We start from the raw sequence: 18,917 nt of genomic DNA, 5'->3' as shown, positions 1-18,917 counted from the left end.
CTCGGTTGTACCCCCCAAAAAAAAATACGACCCGCACAGTTTCATTCGCGGCCAGTCCGCAACTGTCCCTGTGTACGCCACCGCTGCGGGCCTAGAATGACGGCTCCTGTCAGTTGGCGTTGGGGTTCACATGCACATTTCATCGGGTCGCTGGGGTTACGGTCTGTTCCTGGCCTTGTTGACCGCGTTGTTGTGGGGAATCCTGCCGATCAAGCTCAAGCAAGTGCTGCTGGTGATGGACCCGGTGACGGTGACCTGGTTTCGCCTGTTGGTGTCTGGCGGCTGCCTGTTCATTTATCTGGCGGCCACCAGGCGTCTGCCTAGCCGCAAAGTGCTCGGTCCTCGCGGTGGCTGGCTGGTACTGATGGCGGTGCTCGGCCTGGTCGGTAACTATGTGCTGTATTTGATGGGCCTGAACCTGCTCAGCCCCGGCACGGCGCAACTGGTGGTGCAGATGGGGCCGATCATGCTGCTGATCGCCAGCGTGTTTGTGTTCAAGGAGCGGTTCAGCCTGGGGCAGGGGATCGGGCTGTTGGTGCTGCTGATCGGTTTTGCGCTGTTTTTCAACCAGCGCTTGAGTGAATTGCTCACATCGCTGACCGACTACACCGCCGGCGTGCTGCTGGTGCTGTTGGCGTCCACGGTCTGGACCTTCTATGCCCTGGGGCAGAAGCAATTGCTGACGGTGTGGAATTCGCTGCAGGTGATGATGGTGATCTACCTGTTTTGCGCGCTGCTGTTGACGCCGTGGGTGCATCCGCTCGAAGCGTTGCAATTGAACCCGTTGCAGGGTTGGTTGCTGCTGGCGTGCTGCCTCAACACCCTGATTGCCTATGGCGCGTTTGCCGAGGCCCTGGCCCATTGGGAAGCCTCTCGGGTCAGCGCAACGCTGGCCATCACACCGCTGGTGACCTTTGTGGCGGTTGCCATGGCTGCATGGCTATGGCCTGACTATGTGCATGCCGAGACGATCAATGGTCTGGGTTATGGCGGTGCGGTGCTGGTGGTGCTGGGGTCGGCGCTGGTGGCGTTGGGGCCTTCGTTGATTGCCGGGCTCAAGGCAAGGAAGATGCGGGTGGCCTGAAGATCAAAAGATCGCAGCCTGCGGCAGCTCCTACATGTAAACGCGTATTCCCGTAGGAGCTGCCGCAGGCTGCGATCTTTTCGCTTCACTGCAAAACTCAGCCCTTGGCCCCAGCCTCCAGCATATTCTCCGGCCTTACCCACGCATCGAACTCTTCATCGGTCAGATACCCCAGTTGCAACGCCGCCTCGCGCAAGGTCAGGCCTTCGCTGTAGGCCTTCTTGGCGATCTTCGCCGATTTGTCATAGCCAATGTGCGGGTTGAGCGCCGTCACCAGCATCAGGCCTCGCTCCAGGTGTTCAGCCATTTTTTCCGCATCCGGCTCCAGACCGGCCACGCAGTGCTGCTGGAAGTTGCTGCAGCCATCACCCAGCAAACGGATCGATTGCAGCAGGTTGTGGATGATCACCGGTTTGAACACGTTCAGCTGCAAGTGGCCCTGACTGGCGGCAAAGCCGATGGCGACGTCGTTGCCCAACACCTGGCAGGCCAGCATCGACAAGGCTTCGCACTGGGTCGGGTTGACCTTGCCTGGCATGATCGAGCTGCCCGGTTCATTGGCCGGCAGCTTGACTTCGGCGAAGCCGGCGCGCGGACCGGAACCCAGCAGGCGCAGATCGTTGGCGATCTTCATCAGGGTCACGGCGAGGGTTTTCAGCGCGCCGGACAGCGTGGTCAGCGGCTCATGGCCGGCCAGTGCGGCGAACTTGTTCGGTGCGGTGATAAATGGCAAACCGGAGAGGGCGGCCAATTCTGCAGCGATGGCCTCACCGAAGCCGTGGGGTGAATTGAGCCCGGTGCCGACGGCCGTTCCGCCCTGGGCCAGCTCGCAGACCGCGGGCAGTGCGCTGCGGATCGCCCGTTCGGCGTAATCGAGTTGCGCGATGAACGCCGAGATTTCCTGACCGAAGCTGATCGGAGTCGCATCCATCATGTGGGTGCGGCCGGTCTTGACCAGTTTCATATGGCGGGCGGCCAACTCGGCCAGCCCGCCGGACAGTTCGCTGATCGCCGGCAGCAAGTGCTGTTGCACCGCCTGGACGGCGGCGATGTGCATGGCGGTGGGGAAGCAGTCGTTGGAACTCTGGGAGCGATTGACGTGATCATTGGGGTGCACCGGGGACTTGCCGCCACGGGGGTTGCCGGCCAGCTCGTTGGCGCGACCGGCGATCACTTCGTTGACGTTCATGTTGCTCTGGGTGCCGCTGCCGGTTTGCCAGACCACCAGCGGAAACTGGTCGTCGTGGTCGCCGCCGAGCACTTCGTCGGCTGCCTGCTCGATCAGGCGGGCGATATCGGCGGGCACGTCGCCGTTGCGATCATTGACCCGTGCCGCGGCTTTCTTGATCAGCGCCAGGGCATGCAACACCGCCAGCGGCATGCGTTCGTTGCCAATGGCGAAGTTGATCAGCGAGCGTTGTGTCTGAGCGCCCCAGTAGGCTTCATCCGGGACTTCAACCTCGCCGAGGCTGTCGGTTTCGATACGGCTCATCTTGCTCACTCCTGTAGGTCCGATTGCGCAGTTTAGGCCGTGATCGACGGCCGTGGTTCCATCAGTCTGAATTTGACCATTCAACCCCTCTAAATCAGGTGCGACAAGGCTTGGGGTTGAGCGACAGACTTTTTTAGGCGCAGAATGGACGCCCTTGGGGTCTTACCTCGCCAGCTAGAAAAGGAAACTCGATGACTCGTCTTCGTGCCATCTGTACCGCCGTTGCTTTGGTCTGCGCCAGCGGCCAGGTTCTTGCCGACACCGCCAGCCATAACGCCAGTGCCGAGGCTTTCCTGACCATGGCGCACGCTGACAAACTGGGCACCCCGGTGTACATGCAAGTACAGCAGATGTTTGCCCAGCGTTTCGAACAGACCAAAGCTCCTGAGTCGAAAAAAGCCGTGCTGGAAACCTACCAGGCCAAGGCCAACGCCGCTCTGGACCAGGCCATTGGCTGGAACAAGCTGAAACCGGACATGGTCAAGCTCTACACCACCAACTTCACCGAATCCGAGCTCAAGGACCTGGTTGCGTTCTACCAGTCGCCACTGGGCAAGAAAGTCCTGGAAAAAATGCCTCAGCTGACCCAGCAATCGGCCCAGATGACCCAGGCCAAGCTGGAAAGCGCAGTGCCGGTGGTCAACAAGCTGTTGGCTGACATGACCGCCGAGCTGACGCCGAAAGACGCGGCTGCGCCAGCCAAGAAAAAGCCTTAAGCGGAGTTCGGTATGACCATGCAACAACGCATCGAATCGACACTGGCCCTGCTTCAGCCCGAGCATCTGCACGTGCTGGATGAGAGCCATATGCACAGCCGTGGGTTGCAGACCCATTTCAAGGCTGTGGTGGTCAGCGCGCAGTTCGAAGGCCTGAACCGGGTCAAGCGCCACCAGAAGGTCTACGGCACGCTCGGCGAGCTGATGGGCGAGTTCCATGCGTTGGCGCTGCATACCTACACGCCGGAGGAATGGGCCCGGATCGACGCGGCCCCGGCCTCGCCGACCTGCGCTGGCGGTAGCGAGCATTAAGCTCAAAAGATCGCAGCCTGCGGCAGCTCCTACAGGAATACGCATTCCCATGTAGGAGCTGCCGCAGGCTGCGATCTTTTTTGTTAGAATGCCCAACGCGCCGCTAACCCGGCGCGTTTTTTTTCGCATCCGGTTCACCCCTTACGAGGGTAGCCACCTGGAGATTTACCCATGACACAACAGATTGTCGTGGCGGCACTGTATAAGTTCGTCACCCTGGAAGATTACGTCGCCCTGCGCGAGCCCCTGCTGCAAGCGATGGTCGACAACGGCATCAAAGGCACGCTGCTGATTGCCGAAGAGGGTATCAACGGCACCGTGTCCGGCAGCCGCGAAGGCATCGACGGGCTGATGGCCTGGCTCAAGAACGACCCGCGCATGGACGACATCGACCATAAAGAGTCGTACTGCGACGACCAGCCGTTCTACCGCACCAAAGTCAAGCTCAAGAAAGAAATCGTCACCCTCGGCGTGGAAGGCGTGGACCCGAACAAAAAGGTCGGCACTTACGTCGATCCGCAGGACTGGAACGCGCTGATCAGCGACCCGCAAGTGCTGCTGATCGACACCCGTAACGACTACGAAGTATCGATCGGTACCTTCGAAGGCGCCATCGATCCGAAAACCACCAGTTTTCGCGAATTTCCCGATTACATCAAAGCCAACTTCGACCCGGCCGTGCACAAGAAGGTCGCGATGTTCTGCACCGGTGGCATCCGCTGCGAGAAGGCCTCGAGCTACATGCTCAGCGAGGGCTACGGTGAGGTCTTTCACCTCAAGGGCGGCATCCTGAAGTACCTCGAAGAGGTGCCGCAGGAAGAAACCAAGTGGCAGGGCGACTGCTTCGTGTTCGACAACCGCGTGACCGTTCGTCACGACCTGAGCGAAGGCGACTACGATCAATGTCATGCCTGCCGCACGCCGGTGAGCGTGGAAGACCGCGCGTCCGAGCATTACGTGGCCGGCATCAGTTGCCCGCATTGCTGGGATAAGCTGAGTGAGAAGACCCGTCGCAGTGCGATCGACCGGCAGAAGCAGATCGAGCTGGCCAAGGCTCGAAACCAGCCTCACCCGATCGGCTACAACTACAAGCAAGCATCCTCCGAGGCCTGAACCATGTCTGCGCGCCTGCTTTATGTGATGGACCCGATGTGTTCCTGGTGCTGGGGGTTTGCCCCGGTGGCCAACGCACTGGTCGAGCAGGCGCAAGCCGCAGGCGTGGAGGTGCATCTGATCGTGGGTGGTTTGCGCACCGGTAACGGTGCAGCACTGGAGCCGAGTACCCGGCGCTATATCCTCGAACACTGGCAGGCGGTCACCGAGGCCACCGGCCAGCCCTTCAAGCTTGAAGGCGCGTTACCCGATGGCTTTGTCTACGATACCGAACCTGCCTGCCGGGCACTGGTGACGGCGCGCACGCTGGCGCCGGATTGTGCCTGGAAACTGCTCGGGCTGATTCAGCACGCCTTTTACGCTGAAGGTCGCGATGTCACGCGTGCCAGTGTCCTGGTGGAGCTGGCAGAGCAGGCCGGTCTGCCGCGCATCGAATTCGCCGCCGCGTTCGACCGTGCCGATACGCACGCCGCGACATCTGCCGATTTCACTTGGGTCCAGGACCTGGGCATCGCCGGTTTTCCTACGTTGCTGGCTGAGCGAAATGGGCAGTTGGCGTTGTTGACCAATGGCTATCAGCCGTTGAGCGAGTTGTCCCCGCTGCTCGGCCGCTGGCTGGAGCGTGCTGCCTGTGCATGACCTGCCCGATGATGTTGCACCCGCTAAACGTGTCGACCGTCTGAGCTGGGCGGAAATCCGCCGACTGGCCCTGCATCACAAGAAATCCCTGTGGATCGCCAACGGCGTGGCCGTGCTGGCGACCTTGTGCAGCGTGCCGATTCCCTTGCTCCTGCCATTGCTGGTGGACGAGGTGTTGCTGGGGCACGGTGATGCGGCGCTGAAGATCATGAACCACGCGCTGCCCGAAGGCTGGCAGAAAGCCGCGGGCTACATCGGACTGATGCTGCTGGTGACCCTGACCCTGCGCTGCGCGGCGTTGATGTTCAACGTAGTGCAGGCGAAATTGTTCGCCGGACTGGCCAAGGACATCGTCTATCGCATTCGCATACGCCTGATCGAACGACTCAAGCGCATCTCGCTGGGCGAATACGAAAGCCTGGGCAGCGGCACGGTGACCACGCATCTGGTCACCGACCTGGACACCCTGGACAAATTCGTTGGCGAAACCCTCAGCCGTTTCCTCGTGGCCATGCTGACGCTGGTGGGCACTGCCTCCATCCTGATGTGGATGCACTGGAAACTCGCGCTGCTGATCCTGCTGTTCAACCCGCTGGTGATCTATGCCACGGTGCAGTTGGGCAAACGGGTCAAACACCTGAAGAAGCTCGAGAACGACAGCACCTCGCGCTTCACCCAGGCCTTGACCGAAACCCTGGATGCGATCCAGGAAGTACGCGCCGGTAACCGCCAGGGGTTTTTCCTCGGTCGCTTGGGGCAGCGCGCCCGGGACGTGCGCGACTATGCGGTGAACTCGCAATGGAAAACCGATGCGTCGAACCGCGCCAGCGGCTTGCTGTTCCAGTTCGGCATCGATATTTTCCGTGCCGCGGCGATGCTCACTGTACTGTTTTCCGACCTTTCAATCGGCCAGATGCTCGCGGTGTTCAGCTACCTGTGGTTCATGATCGGTCCGGTGGAACAACTGCTGAACCTGCAATATGCCTACTACGCAGCCGATGGTGCGCTGTCGCGGATCAACGAACTGCTGTCCCGTGACGATGAGCCCGAGTACTCGGGTGGAGTCGACCCGTTCAGCGGCCGCGAGACGGTCGGGCTGGAAGTACAGGGGTTGAGTTTCGGTTACGGTGATGAACTGGTCTTGAACCAGATGAACCTGTCCATCGCCCCCGGCGAAAAGGTCGCAATCGTCGGTGCCAGTGGCGGCGGCAAGAGCACGCTGGTGCAACTACTGCTGGGCTTGTATACGCCGCTGGCGGGCACCATTCGCTTTGGTGGTTCAACCCAGCAAGAGATCGGCCTGGAAACCGTGCGGGAAAATGTCGCCGTAGTCCTGCAACATCCGGCGCTGTTCAACGACACCATCCGCGCCAACCTGACCATGGGCCGCGAACGCAGTGACGAGGCCTGCTGGCAGGCACTGGAAATCGCCCAGTTGCACGCTACGGTCCGGGATTTGCCCAATGGCCTGGACAGCATCGTCGGGCGCTCCGGCGTGCGTTTGTCCGGCGGGCAGCGCCAACGCCTGGCCATCGCCCGGATGGTGCTGGCCGAGCCCAAGGTGGTGATCCTCGACGAAGCCACCTCGGCGCTCGATGCCGCCACCGAGTACAACCTGCACCAGGCACTGGCGCGGTTCCTGAGCAACCGCACCACACTGATCATTGCCCACCGTCTTTCGGCGGTAAAACAAGCCGATCGTGTGCTGGTGTTCGACGGCGGGCAAATTGCCGAGGATGGCGACCATCAGCAATTGATCGCCGAGGGTGGGTTATACGCCAAGCTGTATGGGCATTTGCAGCAGCATTGATCGGGCAAGCGTTTACTTCCAGATCACGTCGAGTGCATTGGGGCTGCCGTCATAGCCGAATTGTTTCATGACGACTGCGCAGGAGTCGCAGGGCGGCAAGGTGGTGGCGATCGTGATGAAATCCAGGTCTTTTGGATCTGGATATTTCTTGCGTATGACGCTAATGAGCTTGCTCTCAGTGTCCAGCGAGGTTGGGCGAGAGGTGAGCATAGGCGTGTATGTTTCAATATTGTCGATGGTATGGGGGATCGCCTGTAGCTTGCCCGCTGGGGTTATGCTTAGGGCGGTCTCCGGGAATCGGGTTCCTTTATCTATATTGAAGTAACGGGTACCGTCGACGGTTACCTCCTTTCTGTTAGCTGGATTTTGAAACATTGGCAGGAAACCGGTGTCACCTTTGCTGCCGGAAACGCTGACATAGATTTCACGCACCCCAGCTTTGGTCTTGATTTCGGCGAACGCAATATTCCTTGGGGCATGCACTGGTCGCTGGAGTTTTTGGCCGATGATGACTTGCAGTTGCTGCATCATCTTGTCGATGTTTAGAGCCAGGGGCTCGCCCCGACCCGATTGGATGGTGATGACTTTTTTCTGAAACAGATTATTGAAAACCTCCGCTGTCGTTTCACGCACGCTGTCCGGTGCTTTCTTGGACGGTGACCACGTGGCGGCACCATCCTCGGAACTTCTGATGATCATTCTGGTTTTATGATCGAAAAGAATTGCCTCCCCGGGACTGGTATCAACCTTGAGCAGCTCGAGTCGCTTGAGCGTATTGGGCTCGTGGACGCTAATTGGAATGGCAATTTCATCCATGGTTTTCATGGCGCGCTCGACGGCCTCGATGCCATGGATTCTTGCCATGTTGTTGGCATTCAGCGAGCCGGTGTAGACCACCATCAATTGCTCCTTCAGCGCTTCGGACAGCGTTGATGCTTGTTTGAATGTCAGCGGATTACCCAAGCTTCGTCCTTTTGCGAGTTCGGCAACGAAAAAGTCGCTGGCATTTAAGCGTGTAAACACATACCGCTTCGTGCCATCTGCCGCTTCGACAATAATGGCGCCGGCTCTAAGGGTATCCATTACACCCCGATCGGGAACACTGACCTTCACACGTCCAAAAATACCTTGGCAAAACTCGATGGTTGCACCGAGAGTCTCGTGTGTAGCAATCGATGCCCTTTTCATCGGTGTTCCCTTCGCGCCATTCGTATAGATACTATCTCCGAACCAGGGGGCCCAACCTTTGGTTTCATCGAAGCTGTTGATATCAGGAGTAGGGGCGGGGGCGCGAGTGACATAGCTCGTTTCGCATACATCGGCACCTGGGGCACGCCGTACCCGACAAGGCAAGGATCTGAGCATCGCCTGATCATCGATCAGGTCGGCGCGACGCAGCGTGTCGCCATCCAGCCGATACGGCACATCATCGATAAACAACGTAGTTCGGCCATCGACTTCAAGCACTTCCCGAATGCGGCTGTTTTCAGAAACTTCGACAATGACGTGATTTTTGGTGTTATCCAGGGAATTGTAATGCGATCTCCCTAACGAAATATCACCTGAGCGGGTGGTTAGCCGGGGACCGTAGGGTCTGGACGATAATGGATCGATAAAGTGGTAGTCGGCATTGTCGGGAATGGCCGATTTGCGTATGTGGATGTCGTCAATACCCTTGACGGTCGCTAACTGGTCACCCTTTACCAACGGTTTCCAGCGGCCCGCATCGCTGATCTGCGGCAGCTTGTGCGCGAAATCATAACTGCCAGCCTTGCCCGCCAGTTCCTTGATTCTGAGAAGGCTGAATCGGACAAGTTTCACCCCTCTGGCTCCCAATGCATGGAGCAGCGATCCAACACCGTCAACCGGATTCAGCGTTTGCAGGCTCGAAAACAACAGGTTTTTCGTCAGCGACACAAATGCGGGAAGTCTGGCGCGAAAGGTCAGTCGGCTTGCATTACTGATCAGTATTGCCGAGCCCGAGGCAAACTTGCCGATGGGTTGTGCAAAGGAAAGCAGGTCGGCAAACAGGCCGAACGTCCCGTTGATCAGGCGTGTTTTGTCGCCGGAGGCCAAGTCTTCGATGCTGTTCCAGAAAGGGATGAACATTTTCCCGATTTCGAGGGCTTTTTCACCCCGCGCCTCTTCGAGTTCGAAACGCGTTTGTCCGTAGGCGGCAATGCGAAGTTTTATCGGGTCCGTGAACAGCAGCTGAGTTGCAATGAAATGACTGATCGCCACGCAACGACTTGATGACAGCGTCAACGGGATAGTGTCTGCACTTTCCTCCGTCTCTGTTACGGTGGCGAAAGTGCTACCTAACTGTTCGATGATAGCCTGGCAAATCGCGTCTTCTTTCGGTTTGCTGCCCGTCGAATGAGCGTCCCAATCGAAGGGCAACGTCTTATGGCGCAGTACGCTGACGGAAACGGTCGATTTCAGACGCCACTTTTCCGTCTGGATGGCACCTCCCAAGTGTTCCGGGCCAAGGTTTTCAATACGACGTATGACGCCTGCTCTGGGCAGCAATTCGTAATACCTGGTTTCAATACCCTGTTCGTGACCCTGGGTTTCGCGCGTATGGATCGCCTGCAATATCAAGCCGTTGCGGGCTCGTAGCGGCAAGATCATTTCCGGCGTTTCATTCTGGGCCTCGATACCACGCGTTTCCTTTCTCAAGTTGTATACCCTGAGTTCGCCTAAGGCGATGGCCTGACGGTCGGCAAACGGGAGTGAGGCCAATTGACTTCTGATCAGTGTTTCATAGGCAGTTGTGGTCAGCTGCAGATAGTGCTTGAAGTCGTTGTCGAACAGCGCTTTGACATCGGGCAACCTGGTCTCCGGTGAAATAACCCACCGGGAGCCTGGTTTGCGCCATGGCCTTTCTCCGGTGACGATCCTTCGGCTTTCGTCTATCCGTATCCATTGCGTGCTAATGGTGGTGCCGTCGCTTTGTGTCGCCCGCCAACTTTTCTGATCGTCGAACTTGCCGGATGCATAGACGTCGACAAACGAGTAAAAGTCGTACTCCTTGCCTTTAAGCAGCGGCGTGTCAAGAAAACTGCTCGGACCGGTAGTGTCCTTTCTAGCCAGTTTTCGACCATCCGAGATGAAGGCATCCTCTCCAAAGATTGACTGCATTTTTGTTTTGGCGATCGCCAGTCGTTCGGGTGGTTTTTTATCGAGTTGAATGAGGGCCTCATTCAACTCGTTTTTTTGGTTTTCCAGTGCAGATAGCGCCAGATCGATGTCGCTCTGTGAATGGTTTTCAAGACTTTTTTGCGAAATGACCCCTTGGGTAACCGCCCAGTCCAGTGACGGAAGCAGCCTCGCCAGGGCGATAAGATTCAATTGCTCTGGCGTTGCTCCGTCGGTTCGTCTGATTGGCAGGTTGACCAATTGCTGGAAGGTCATCCGCTCGATCGAGTCAGGCTCGATGGCTTCGGCCAGCGTTACACCGTGGACAAAATTGACCCAAACCACAGAACTTCTATAGGGAAGATCAGGTGGAATGTCCGGGACTTGAAACGCTCGTGGAAATTCAGGTTGCAGCAAGCGCGCGAGCAAGATCGCCTCAGTCATTGATGACGCTCGCCGGGAGTCGAATAGGTGCTGTTCAAACTCAGCCCGGATACTCGGGTAACTCTTTCCCCAGTTCGAGCGTTGATGCCATGTGTATCCAGCGATATCAGCGGGTTTACCGCTCTTGTTTGTCCATAAGCGAATGGCTTTGCTGAGCAGTTTGATTCGTACGCCTGATGAGGTTTCTTCGCCGGGTTTTCCACCGTACCAGTTCAAGCCTTCCAACAGCGCCATTGCCAGTCGCTCTGACTCGGCGGAGCGCAAAATGCTTTCCAGCACTACCGTGGGCGTGACACGGACTTGAGCTTCGGTCGCATTGGGCACTGCGTTTTGAATCAGGTAGCTGAATAGCGAGCTTTCGGTTTCGGGAAGAAAACGCTTGACGATGGCAACGATATCTCTGTTCGTCAGTTGAGCGAGCAGGCTATCGATGGTCATAGCGGATGTCGGAGTGGCTCTCTGTATGGTTTTGAGTAGTTCTCGGTCTTCAGCTGTGGGTGAACGATTCAAGGAGTCGATATCAACACCACTGAAGAGTTGCAATGAGTGACTGGCGCGTCTTTCCTCCAGTTTGTGAATTAGCGACTCCATTTCAGTGGTGTTTTGAGTTTGCGCTGCCGGTAACGCGTAATACGTCAGAACCTGAGGAAGGCTGAGCAACTTATCCGAGCGCAATTGTCCGCCTATGCTGAGAGCTATCGGCTCGATTTTTTCGGTCAGTTCGCGCCAGCCAGGTTTTTCAGTCATGGAGAGAATGACTTCGGCACCCTTCTGGTCAACCGTCTTGTAAACGCTGCGTCCTCCTGCTGTAGACACAGATAAAAAATTCATGATCTTCAACTTTTCGACAAGTGCCAGATAGTCCGGGTGTCTGAGCAAGCTGTGCAAGTGGGTTTGCCCGACGTCATGTTCCTGGGCAAGGGGGGAGTGAGGCTGGGGAGATAAATAGATGCCGGCCAGAGCTAGGCCTCGCGCCTTGGCATCACGTAGACGGCCTAGCAGCGCGTCGTATTCTGCGAGTTGACCCAGATATTGTTGGTATGGGGTTGTTGCCGAAGCATTTGTGGTATGCATAAACAGTGACATCTCTTGATAGGAGGGACGTCAGTCTCGATGCAACAAGGACTGTCTTTGCGGTACATATATATTGGCTGTGTTGATGTTCGAAGCTTTGATCAGCTTGTCGGGACGACGAAGGCACCCTAGTCTAGCTGTAGCGATTTTCGTCCGGACGACAATCGAGCAGCTCTAATGTAAGGGACCTCATGAATCAAAAGCGGACTCTCGGAACGCCACGGCTGTTGGGCATCGTCTGGCCATTTATCGCCGTTGTGGTGTTTCAGGCCCTCTTGGGCGGTGTCAGCCTTTATGTACTGTCGGCTGTTCGCGGTTATGTCGCCGGTGAGAGCCTGTGGTCCAAGGGCCAGAAAGACGCCATCTATTACCTCAATCTCTACGCCGACAGCGGCGACGAAGCGATTTTTCATAAATACCAGAACGCCATTTCCGTGCCTCAGGGTGGGCATGAATTGCGTGTGGCGCTGGATCATCGGCCGCCGAACATCGAGGCGGCACGTGTGGCGATCCTCAAGGGCGGCAACCATCCGGATGACATCACCAGTGTGATCTGGTTGTACCTGAATTTCCGGCACTTCAGTTACCACGAGAAAGCCATCGACCTTTGGAGGGTGGGCGACGCGTATCTGGTGCAACTCGATGCCATTGCGCAGGAGATGCATCAGCGCATCACCACCAGGCAGGCCACCGATGCCGATATCAAGCGCTGGAAGGATCAGATATTCGTCATCAACGAAAGTGTGACACCGGCGGCGAAGGCCTTCAGCGATGCGTTGGGCGAAGGCTCGCGGATGATCCTGCGACTGTTGCTGGTGACCAACCTCGCCACCGCCCTGGGTTTGATTGTATTGGCCTTGATGCGCACCCATAAACTGCTCAAGCAGCGCCATGCCTTCGCCGATGCGCTGCAACTGGAGAAAGAGCGGGCGCAGATCACTCTGCAATCGATTGGCGACGGCGTGATCACCACGGATGTTTCCGGTGCGATTGCCTACATGAATCCGGCGGCCGAGGCATTGACCCACTGGAAGGCCGAGCAGGCGACAGGGTTGCCGCTGGCGGCGCTGTTCAACCTGCTGGATGAAAATGCACAGACCGACGGTTTCACCCTGATCGAGCATATTCTGAGCGGTCAACTCAGTGGCGGCAGTGAGCACTCCAAGTTGATTCAACGCCTGGACGGCAGCACGGTGTCGGTCACGCTGGTGGGTGCTCCGATCCGCAATGCCGGCAAAGTCAGCGGAACGGTGCTGGTGCTGCATGACATGACCCAAGAGCGGCAATACATCGCCAATCTGTCGTGGCAGGCGACCCACGACGCCTTGACCGGGCTTGCCAACCGCCGCGAATTCGAATATCGCCTGGAACAGGCGCTGCACAACCTGACCCGCCATTCGGGTCGCCATGCCCTGATGTTCCTCGATCTGGATCAGTTCAAGCTGGTCAACGATACCTGTGGTCACGCGGCGGGCGACGAACTGTTGCGGCATATCTGTGCCTTGTTGCAATCCGGGTTGCGCGAAGGCGATACCCTGGCACGCCTTGGCGGCGACGAGTTCGGTATCCTGCTGGAAAACTGCGCACCGGAAGCGGCGGAGAAAATTGCCGAGAGCCTGCGTCAGACTGTGCAGAATCTGCATTTTGTCTGGAAGGGCCGGCCTTTCGTGACCACTGTCAGTATCGGACTGGTCCATGTTGCGCAGAATCCGACGACGCTCGAAGCCTCGCTGCGTGCTGCCGACATGGCGTGCTACATGGCCAAGGAAAAGGGCCGGAACCGGGTCCAGGTCTATCATCCGGATGACTCGGAATTGTCCCTGCGCTTCGGCGAAATGGCCTGGGTGCAGCGTTTGCACATGGCGCTGGAGGAGGACCGCTTCTGCTTGTACGCCCAGGAAATCGCATCCCTCGGTCATACCGAGCATGGCAGTGGGCATATCGAAATCCTGTTGCGGTTGCATGATGAGGCGGGGCGCATGATCTTGCCCGACAGTTTCATCCCGGCCGCCGAACGCTATGGCCTGATGAGCTCTCTGGACCGCTGGGTTGTGCAGAACGTGTTCAAGATCATTGCCCAGTGTCAGGCCGAACAGCACCAGGGGCCGCTGGCCATGTGTGCGATCAATCTGTCAGGCACGACGATCGGGGATGAGGCGTTTCTGGACTTCCTGCGCGAACAGTTTGTGACGTATTCGATTCCGCCTGAAATGATTTGTTTTGAAATTACTGAGACCAGTGCTATTTCAAATCTTGGCAGCGCCATTCGATTCATTAATGAACTCAAAGGCTTAGGATGCTATTTTTCACTGGATGATTTTTGTGCCGGAATGTCCTCATTCGCGTATCTGAAACATTTGCCTGTAGACTTCCTGAAGATCGATGGGAGTTTCGTAAAGGATATGCTGGACGACCCGATTAACCGCGCCATGGTCGAAGTGATCAATCACATCGGTCATGTCATGGGTAAGCGCACGATTGCCGAGTTTGTCGAAACGCCCCAGATCGAGCAGGCATTGCTGGAGATCGGGGTGGATTACGCTCAAGGGTATGTGATTGAACGCCCGCATTTGTTTACCTTTGATAGCCTGTTAAGTCGTCCCGCCAGGCCTCAGCCTCTGTTGTTCAAGGCCCCTGGCACGTTCCGTTGAAACTCCTGCCGGTCTTACAATCACAATCAAAAGGAGCTCGACAGTGATCGATACATTCAACCGAACCGGACCGCTCATGGAAGCTGCAAGTTACCCTGCCTGGGCCCAGCGCCTGATCCAGGATTGCAGCGAGAGCAAACGCCGGGTTGTCGAACACGAACTGTACCAACGCATGCGAGACAACAAACTCAGTGCAAAGACCATGCGCCAATACCTGATCGGTGGCTGGCCGGTGGTCGAACAGTTCGCGTTGTATATGGCACAAAACCTGACCAAGACACGCTTTGCCCGTCATCCCGGCGAAGACATGGCCCGTCGCTGGCTGATGCGTAATATCCGCGTCGAATTGAACCACGCCGATTACTGGGTGCACTGGAGTCGCGCGCACGGTGTCAGCCTGGAAGACCTGCAGGCACAGCAGGTTGCACCGGAGCTTCACGCCTTGAGCCATTGGTGCTGGCACACCAGTTCAGCCGACTCGCTGATCGTTGCGATTGCCGCTACCAACTACGCCATCGAAGGGGCGACCGGGGAATGGTCGGCGGTCGTTTGTTCCAACGGTATCTACGCCGCCTCGTTCCCCGAGGAAGATCGCAAGCGAGCGATGAAGTGGCTGAAGATGCATGCCCAGTACGACGATGCCCATCCATGGGAAGCCCTGGAAATCATCTGTACATTGGCGGGCACCAACCCGAGCAAATCCCTGCAGGTGGAGTTGCGCCAGGCTGTGTGCAAGAGCTACGACTACATGTACCTGTTTCTCGAACGTTGCATGCAGTTGGAGCACGCAGAAAGAGCGCCGGTCGCGCGTGAGCGGATGGCACTGGCCGAGAGCTGATCCAAAGTCTGCTTGAAACAACTGTGGGAGCGAGCAGCCTCGCTCCCACATTATTTTGTGGTCGGCAGTTACCCCGCCATCTCCAACCGGTTACGACCTTCGCGCTTGGCCACATACAGTGCACTGTCTGCCCGTCGCAACAGGCTTTCGGCAGACTCGCCGGGTAACAATGTCGAACAGCCGAGGCTGACCGTCAGCAAGATCGTATGACCATCGGCCAGGTATTCTTCAGACTGCACTGCAAACCGCAGCCGCTCACCGACCATGGCCGCGGCCTCGCGGCTGGTGTTCGACAGCAGGATCAGGAACTCTTCACCGCCATAGCGAAACACCATGTCCACGTTGCGCAGCTGGTTTTTGATCGAGGCAGCGACCGCCTTGAGCACGTCATCGCCTGTGCTGTGGCCGTGGGTATCATTGACTTGCTTGAAATGATCGATGTCCAGCATCAGCACCGATAACGGTTGCAGATGGCGCCGGGATAGCTCGATTTCCCTTTGCAATGTCTGGTCCATGGCGATGCGGTTGCCGGTGCCCGTCAGCGGGTCGCGCAGTGCACTTTGGGTGGCGGTACGGTAAAGCAGCGCGTTGCGCATCGGGAAAAGCAGCGCGGCCAGCAGCGATTCGAGATTGCCCTGTTCCTGTTCGCTGAAACGCTGATTGCGGCGGAAAATCAGCTCACCCAGGTGTTCGCCTTCGTGGCTGAGGCTGTAACTGATGGAATGGTGGCCGCGTTGGCCGAACTCCAGACGCAAGTCACTGCTCTTGTGCAGGTAGCACAAAGCGTCCAGCGGCACCAATCGCTGAATCTCGCGATAGAACGTCCCAAGAATGCGTTGCGGTTCCAGACTGGTTTGCAGCTGCAGGCTCAGTTGCTGGCGCAATTGCGCAAGACTGATAGGCCTTGCCAGAAGAAGCGGTTGCTGACCAAAGCCCAGGCGCTGCAATTTGGCGCTATCGAAGTCAATTGCGTTGGTCTGGGAAGGTGGTTTCATAAGGCGTGCGCCCCTAAGCAGTAAGGCTGTCTTACAAGCAGGGTGAGAGCGGCTTAGGCTGCGCGTCGTACTGGTCCGTCAGTCCCGTAGGACATTTCGTACAAGTTTAATCTGCTTTGTAGAAGATGAGTAATCGCCGCACTCAAGCTTCGTTCCGTCTGCTTTCACGTTGCGTGTCTTAGCAAATTTAGAGCGAAAGTCGTGCCATTCGGTTCATCTTAATAAAATTTGTATTAAATCAACAGGTTGTGCTTCGTCTATTACGTGTGCAGCGCAGTATGTGACGTTTGTTTGACAGGTTCCTGGCGTGTATTCGAGTGCCGCGACAGGAAATCGGCGCGGCACCAAAAAGCGACGTACGGTCGCTACTGGGCGTTGAACGCCTGGCCGTTGATACCGGTGCTGTCCGGGCCCATCAGGTAAAGGTAGACCGGCATGATCTCCTCGGGCGTCGGGTTGTTCAGCGGATTTTCACCCGGGTAAGCCTGGGCGCGCATGCTGGTGCGGGTAGCGCCCGGGTTGATGCTGTTGGAGCGTACCGGGGCCACGGTATCGACTTCGTCAGCCAGGGTTTGCATCAGCCCTTCAGTGGCGAATTTGGAGACGCCGTAAGCGCCCCAGTACGCACGTCCCTTGCGGCCGACGCTGCTGGACGTGAACACCACCGAGGCATCTTGCGACAGCTTGAGCAGCGGCAGCAGAGTGCTGGTGAGCATGAACATGGCATTGACGTTGACTTGCATGACCCGCATGAAGTTTTCGCCGGACAGCTGCTCGATCGGCGTGCGCGGGCCGATGATCGAAGCATTGTGCAGCAGGCCGTCGAGATGCCCGAATTCGCTTTCGATCATCGCCGCCAGCTCATCGTATTGATGGGGCAGGGCGGTTTCGAGATTGAACGGGATCACCGCCGGTTGTGGATGGCCGGCGGCTTCGATTTCGTCGTAGACCTTGGTCAGGTTGGCTTCGGTCTTGCCCAGCAGCAGCACGGTTGCGCCGTGTGCCGCGTAGGCTTTTGCCGCTGCGGCGCCAATGCCACGTCCTGCGCCGGTGACCAGAATGACCCGATCCTTGAGCAGTTCGGGGCGGGCGGAATAATCAAACATAAAAAACCTCAATCCATAACAAAGCTGGAAAAGATCGCAGCCTGCGGCAGCTCCTACGTCGATCGCGGTCCCCTGTAGGAGCTGCCGCAGGCTGCGATCTCTTGACTTTAATCAGCAGCTGCAAAGCGCACTATCGAGCACCTTGCGCAACTCCAGCGGATGATCAACCACCACATCCGCACCCCAATGCCGCGGATTATCATCCGGGTGGATATAGCCGAAAGTCACGGCGGCAGTCTTGGTGCCAGCATCGCGGCCCGACTCGATGTCGCGCAGGTCATCGCCGACGAACAGCACGCTGGCCGGATCGAGATCGAGCATCTTGCAGGCGAGGATCAGCGGCTCGGGATCCGGTTTGCTGTTCTTCACATGATCCGGGCAGATCAGCAGCGCCGAGCGTTCAGCCAGCCCCAGCTGTTGCATGATCGGCTCGGCGAAGCGCAGCGGCTTGTTGGTGACCACGCCCCAGACCAGGTTGGCCTTCTCGATGTCCGCCAGCAGTTCGCCCATGCCGTCGAACAGCTTGCTGTGAACGGCACAACCGACGAGGTAGCGCTCCAGAAACTCCAGGCGCAGTTCCTCGAACCCCGGCGATTCCGGGTCCATGGCGAAGGTCACCGCGACCATCGCCTTGGCGCCGCCGGAAATCTCGTCGCGAATGTGCTTGTCGTTCATCGGTGGCAAGCCACGGTCGGCACGCATCGCCTGACAGATCGCAATGAAGTCCGGCGCGGTGTCGAGCAGAGTGCCGTCCATGTCGAAAAGAACTGCTCTGATTGGCATCGGCTTACTCCTCGCGCAGGGTCTGGATCATGTAGTTGACGTCCACGTCGGCCGCCAGTTTGTAGTGCTTGGTCAGCGGGTTGTAGGTCAGGCCGATGATGTCCTTGACGGTCAGGCCGGCCATGCGGCTCCAGGCGCCAAGTTCGGAGGGGCGGATGAATTTCTTGAAGTCGTGGGTGCCGCGCGGCAGCAGCTTCATGATGTATTCGGCGCCGACGATGGCGAACAGGTACGCCTTCGGGTTGCGGTTGATGGTGGAGAAGAACACCTGGCCGCCGGGCTTGACCATGCGGAAGCAGGCGCGGATGACCGACGACGGGTCCGGCACGTGCTCAAGCATTTCAAGGCAGGTGACCACGTCGAACTGCTCCGGCATTTCCTCGGCCAGGGCTTCGGCGGTGATCTGTCGGTACTCGACGCTCACGCCCGACTCCAGCTGATGCAACTGGGCAACCGCCAACGGCGCTTCGCCCATGTCGATACCCATCACGGTCGCACCGCGTTGGGCCATGGCTTCGCTGAGGATGCCGCCGCCGCAACCGACGTCGAGGACTTTTTTACCGGCCAGGTTGACCCGCTCGTCAATCCAGTTGACCCGCAGCGGGTTGATGTCGTGCAGCGGTTTGAATTCGCTTTCGCGGTCCCACCAGCGATGAGCCAGGGCCTCGAATTTGGCGATTTCGGCGTAGTCGACGTTGCTCATGGTCTAGTCCTCTAAAACT

General features: G+C 57.8%; 14 protein-coding genes. 8 read left to right on the top strand and 6 right to left on the bottom strand.

Going from position 1 to position 18,917, the window contains the following annotated elements:
• Positions 1–130: 130 nt before the first annotated feature.
• Positions 131–1,084: a DMT family transporter gene (locus tag AC1DWG_RS17025; protein ID WP_477788054.1), complete on the top strand. Its 954-nt coding sequence runs from the start codon at positions 131–133 to the stop codon at positions 1,082–1,084.
• A 97-nt stretch (positions 1,085–1,181) separates the two neighbouring features.
• Here the strand turns inward: AC1DWG_RS17025 and AC1DWG_RS17020 are convergent, their stop codons facing one another.
• A complete protein-coding gene (locus AC1DWG_RS17020) occupies positions 1,182–2,576 on the bottom strand; it encodes a class II fumarate hydratase (protein WP_477754613.1) in 1,395 nt (464 codons plus the stop codon).
• Between the two features lie 191 nt (positions 2,577–2,767).
• Between AC1DWG_RS17020 and AC1DWG_RS17015 the strand changes: the two genes are divergently transcribed.
• From AC1DWG_RS17015 to AC1DWG_RS16995, 5 genes are all read left to right on the top strand, one after another.
• Positions 2,768–3,292 carry a DUF2059 domain-containing protein gene (locus AC1DWG_RS17015; RefSeq protein ID WP_007997268.1) on the top strand — a complete coding sequence of 175 codons (525 nt, stop codon included), beginning with the start codon at positions 2,768–2,770 and terminating at the stop codon, positions 3,290–3,292.
• A 12-nt stretch (positions 3,293–3,304) separates the two neighbouring features.
• On the top strand, positions 3,305–3,604 hold the full coding sequence (locus tag AC1DWG_RS17010; RefSeq protein WP_477754612.1) for a BolA family protein: 300 nt from the start codon (positions 3,305–3,307) through the stop codon (positions 3,602–3,604).
• A 171-nt stretch (positions 3,605–3,775) separates the two neighbouring features.
• Complete coding sequence (gene trhO, locus AC1DWG_RS17005; RefSeq protein WP_477764758.1) at positions 3,776–4,717, top strand: oxygen-dependent tRNA uridine(34) hydroxylase TrhO; 942 nt, start codon at positions 3,776–3,778, stop codon at positions 4,715–4,717.
• A gap of 36 nt (positions 4,718–4,753) precedes the next feature.
• Positions 4,754–5,356: a DsbA family protein gene (locus AC1DWG_RS17000; protein WP_477754615.1), complete on the top strand. Its 603-nt coding sequence runs from the start codon at positions 4,754–4,756 to the stop codon at positions 5,354–5,356.
• Positions 5,349–7,166, top strand: coding sequence for an ABC transporter ATP-binding protein (locus tag AC1DWG_RS16995; protein WP_477754614.1), 1,818 nt, complete (start codon positions 5,349–5,351; stop codon positions 7,164–7,166). The genes AC1DWG_RS17000 and AC1DWG_RS16995 overlap by 8 nt, the downstream gene beginning before the upstream one ends.
• A gap of 12 nt (positions 7,167–7,178) precedes the next feature.
• Here the strand turns inward: AC1DWG_RS16995 and AC1DWG_RS16990 are convergent, their stop codons facing one another.
• Entirely contained in the window at positions 7,179–11,822 is a 4,644-nt protein-coding gene (locus tag AC1DWG_RS16990) for a hypothetical protein (RefSeq protein WP_477788053.1), read from the bottom strand.
• Between the two features lie 191 nt (positions 11,823–12,013).
• Between AC1DWG_RS16990 and AC1DWG_RS16985 the strand changes: the two genes are divergently transcribed.
• Both AC1DWG_RS16985 and AC1DWG_RS16980 read left to right on the top strand, forming a co-directional pair.
• Positions 12,014–14,473, top strand: coding sequence for an EAL domain-containing protein (locus tag AC1DWG_RS16985; RefSeq protein WP_477764756.1), 2,460 nt, complete (start codon positions 12,014–12,016; stop codon positions 14,471–14,473).
• A gap of 76 nt (positions 14,474–14,549) precedes the next feature.
• Entirely contained in the window at positions 14,550–15,311 is a 762-nt protein-coding gene (locus AC1DWG_RS16980) for a TenA family transcriptional regulator (protein WP_477764755.1), read from the top strand.
• Positions 15,312–15,379: 68 nt separating this feature from the next.
• Here AC1DWG_RS16980 and AC1DWG_RS16975 read toward each other — a convergent pair whose 3' ends face one another.
• From AC1DWG_RS16975 to ubiG, 4 genes are all read right to left on the bottom strand, one after another.
• A complete protein-coding gene (locus AC1DWG_RS16975) occupies positions 15,380–16,306 on the bottom strand; it encodes a GGDEF domain-containing protein (RefSeq protein WP_477764754.1) in 927 nt (308 codons plus the stop codon).
• 365 nt (positions 16,307–16,671) lie between these two features.
• Positions 16,672–17,412, bottom strand: coding sequence for a YciK family oxidoreductase (locus AC1DWG_RS16970; protein ID WP_477788052.1), 741 nt, complete (start codon positions 17,410–17,412; stop codon positions 16,672–16,674).
• A 111-nt stretch (positions 17,413–17,523) separates the two neighbouring features.
• Entirely contained in the window at positions 17,524–18,195 is a 672-nt protein-coding gene (gene mupP, locus AC1DWG_RS16965) for an N-acetylmuramic acid 6-phosphate phosphatase MupP (RefSeq protein ID WP_150758252.1), read from the bottom strand.
• Between the two features lie 4 nt (positions 18,196–18,199).
• Entirely contained in the window at positions 18,200–18,898 is a 699-nt protein-coding gene (gene ubiG, locus AC1DWG_RS16960) for a bifunctional 2-polyprenyl-6-hydroxyphenol methylase/3-demethylubiquinol 3-O-methyltransferase UbiG (protein ID WP_046042598.1), read from the bottom strand.
• Between the last annotated feature and the right edge of the window lie 19 nt (positions 18,899–18,917).

The organism is Pseudomonas sp. P4_B3, from assembly GCF_056402295.1.
Note: the sequence above shows the minus strand (reverse complement) of the source record. Positions and strands in the feature narration are given on the sequence as shown.

Coding starts and splice junctions, on each gene's coding strand:
- AC1DWG_RS17010 (WP_477754612.1), top strand. CDS start 3,305: ATGACCATGCAACAACGCATCGAATCGACACTGGCCCTGCTTCAGCCC.
- AC1DWG_RS17015 (WP_007997268.1), top strand. CDS start 2,768: ATGACTCGTCTTCGTGCCATCTGTACCGCCGTTGCTTTGGTCTGCGCC.
- trhO (WP_477764758.1), top strand. CDS start 3,776: ATGACACAACAGATTGTCGTGGCGGCACTGTATAAGTTCGTCACCCTG.
- mupP (WP_150758252.1), bottom strand. CDS start 18,195: ATGCCAATCAGAGCAGTTCTTTTCGACATGGACGGCACTCTGCTCGAC.
- ubiG (WP_046042598.1), bottom strand. CDS start 18,898: ATGAGCAACGTCGACTACGCCGAAATCGCCAAATTCGAGGCCCTGGCT.
- AC1DWG_RS16985 (WP_477764756.1), top strand. CDS start 12,014: ATGAATCAAAAGCGGACTCTCGGAACGCCACGGCTGTTGGGCATCGTC.
- AC1DWG_RS16970 (WP_477788052.1), bottom strand. CDS start 17,412: ATGTTTGATTATTCCGCCCGCCCCGAACTGCTCAAGGATCGGGTCATT.
- AC1DWG_RS16990 (WP_477788053.1), bottom strand. CDS start 11,822: ATGCATACCACAAATGCTTCGGCAACAACCCCATACCAACAATATCTG.
- AC1DWG_RS17020 (WP_477754613.1), bottom strand. CDS start 2,576: ATGAGCCGTATCGAAACCGACAGCCTCGGCGAGGTTGAAGTCCCGGAT.
- AC1DWG_RS16975 (WP_477764754.1), bottom strand. CDS start 16,306: ATGAAACCACCTTCCCAGACCAACGCAATTGACTTCGATAGCGCCAAA.
- AC1DWG_RS17000 (WP_477754615.1), top strand. CDS start 4,754: ATGTGTTCCTGGTGCTGGGGGTTTGCCCCGGTGGCCAACGCACTGGTC.
- AC1DWG_RS16980 (WP_477764755.1), top strand. CDS start 14,550: ATGGAAGCTGCAAGTTACCCTGCCTGGGCCCAGCGCCTGATCCAGGAT.
- AC1DWG_RS17025 (WP_477788054.1), top strand. CDS start 131: ATGCACATTTCATCGGGTCGCTGGGGTTACGGTCTGTTCCTGGCCTTG.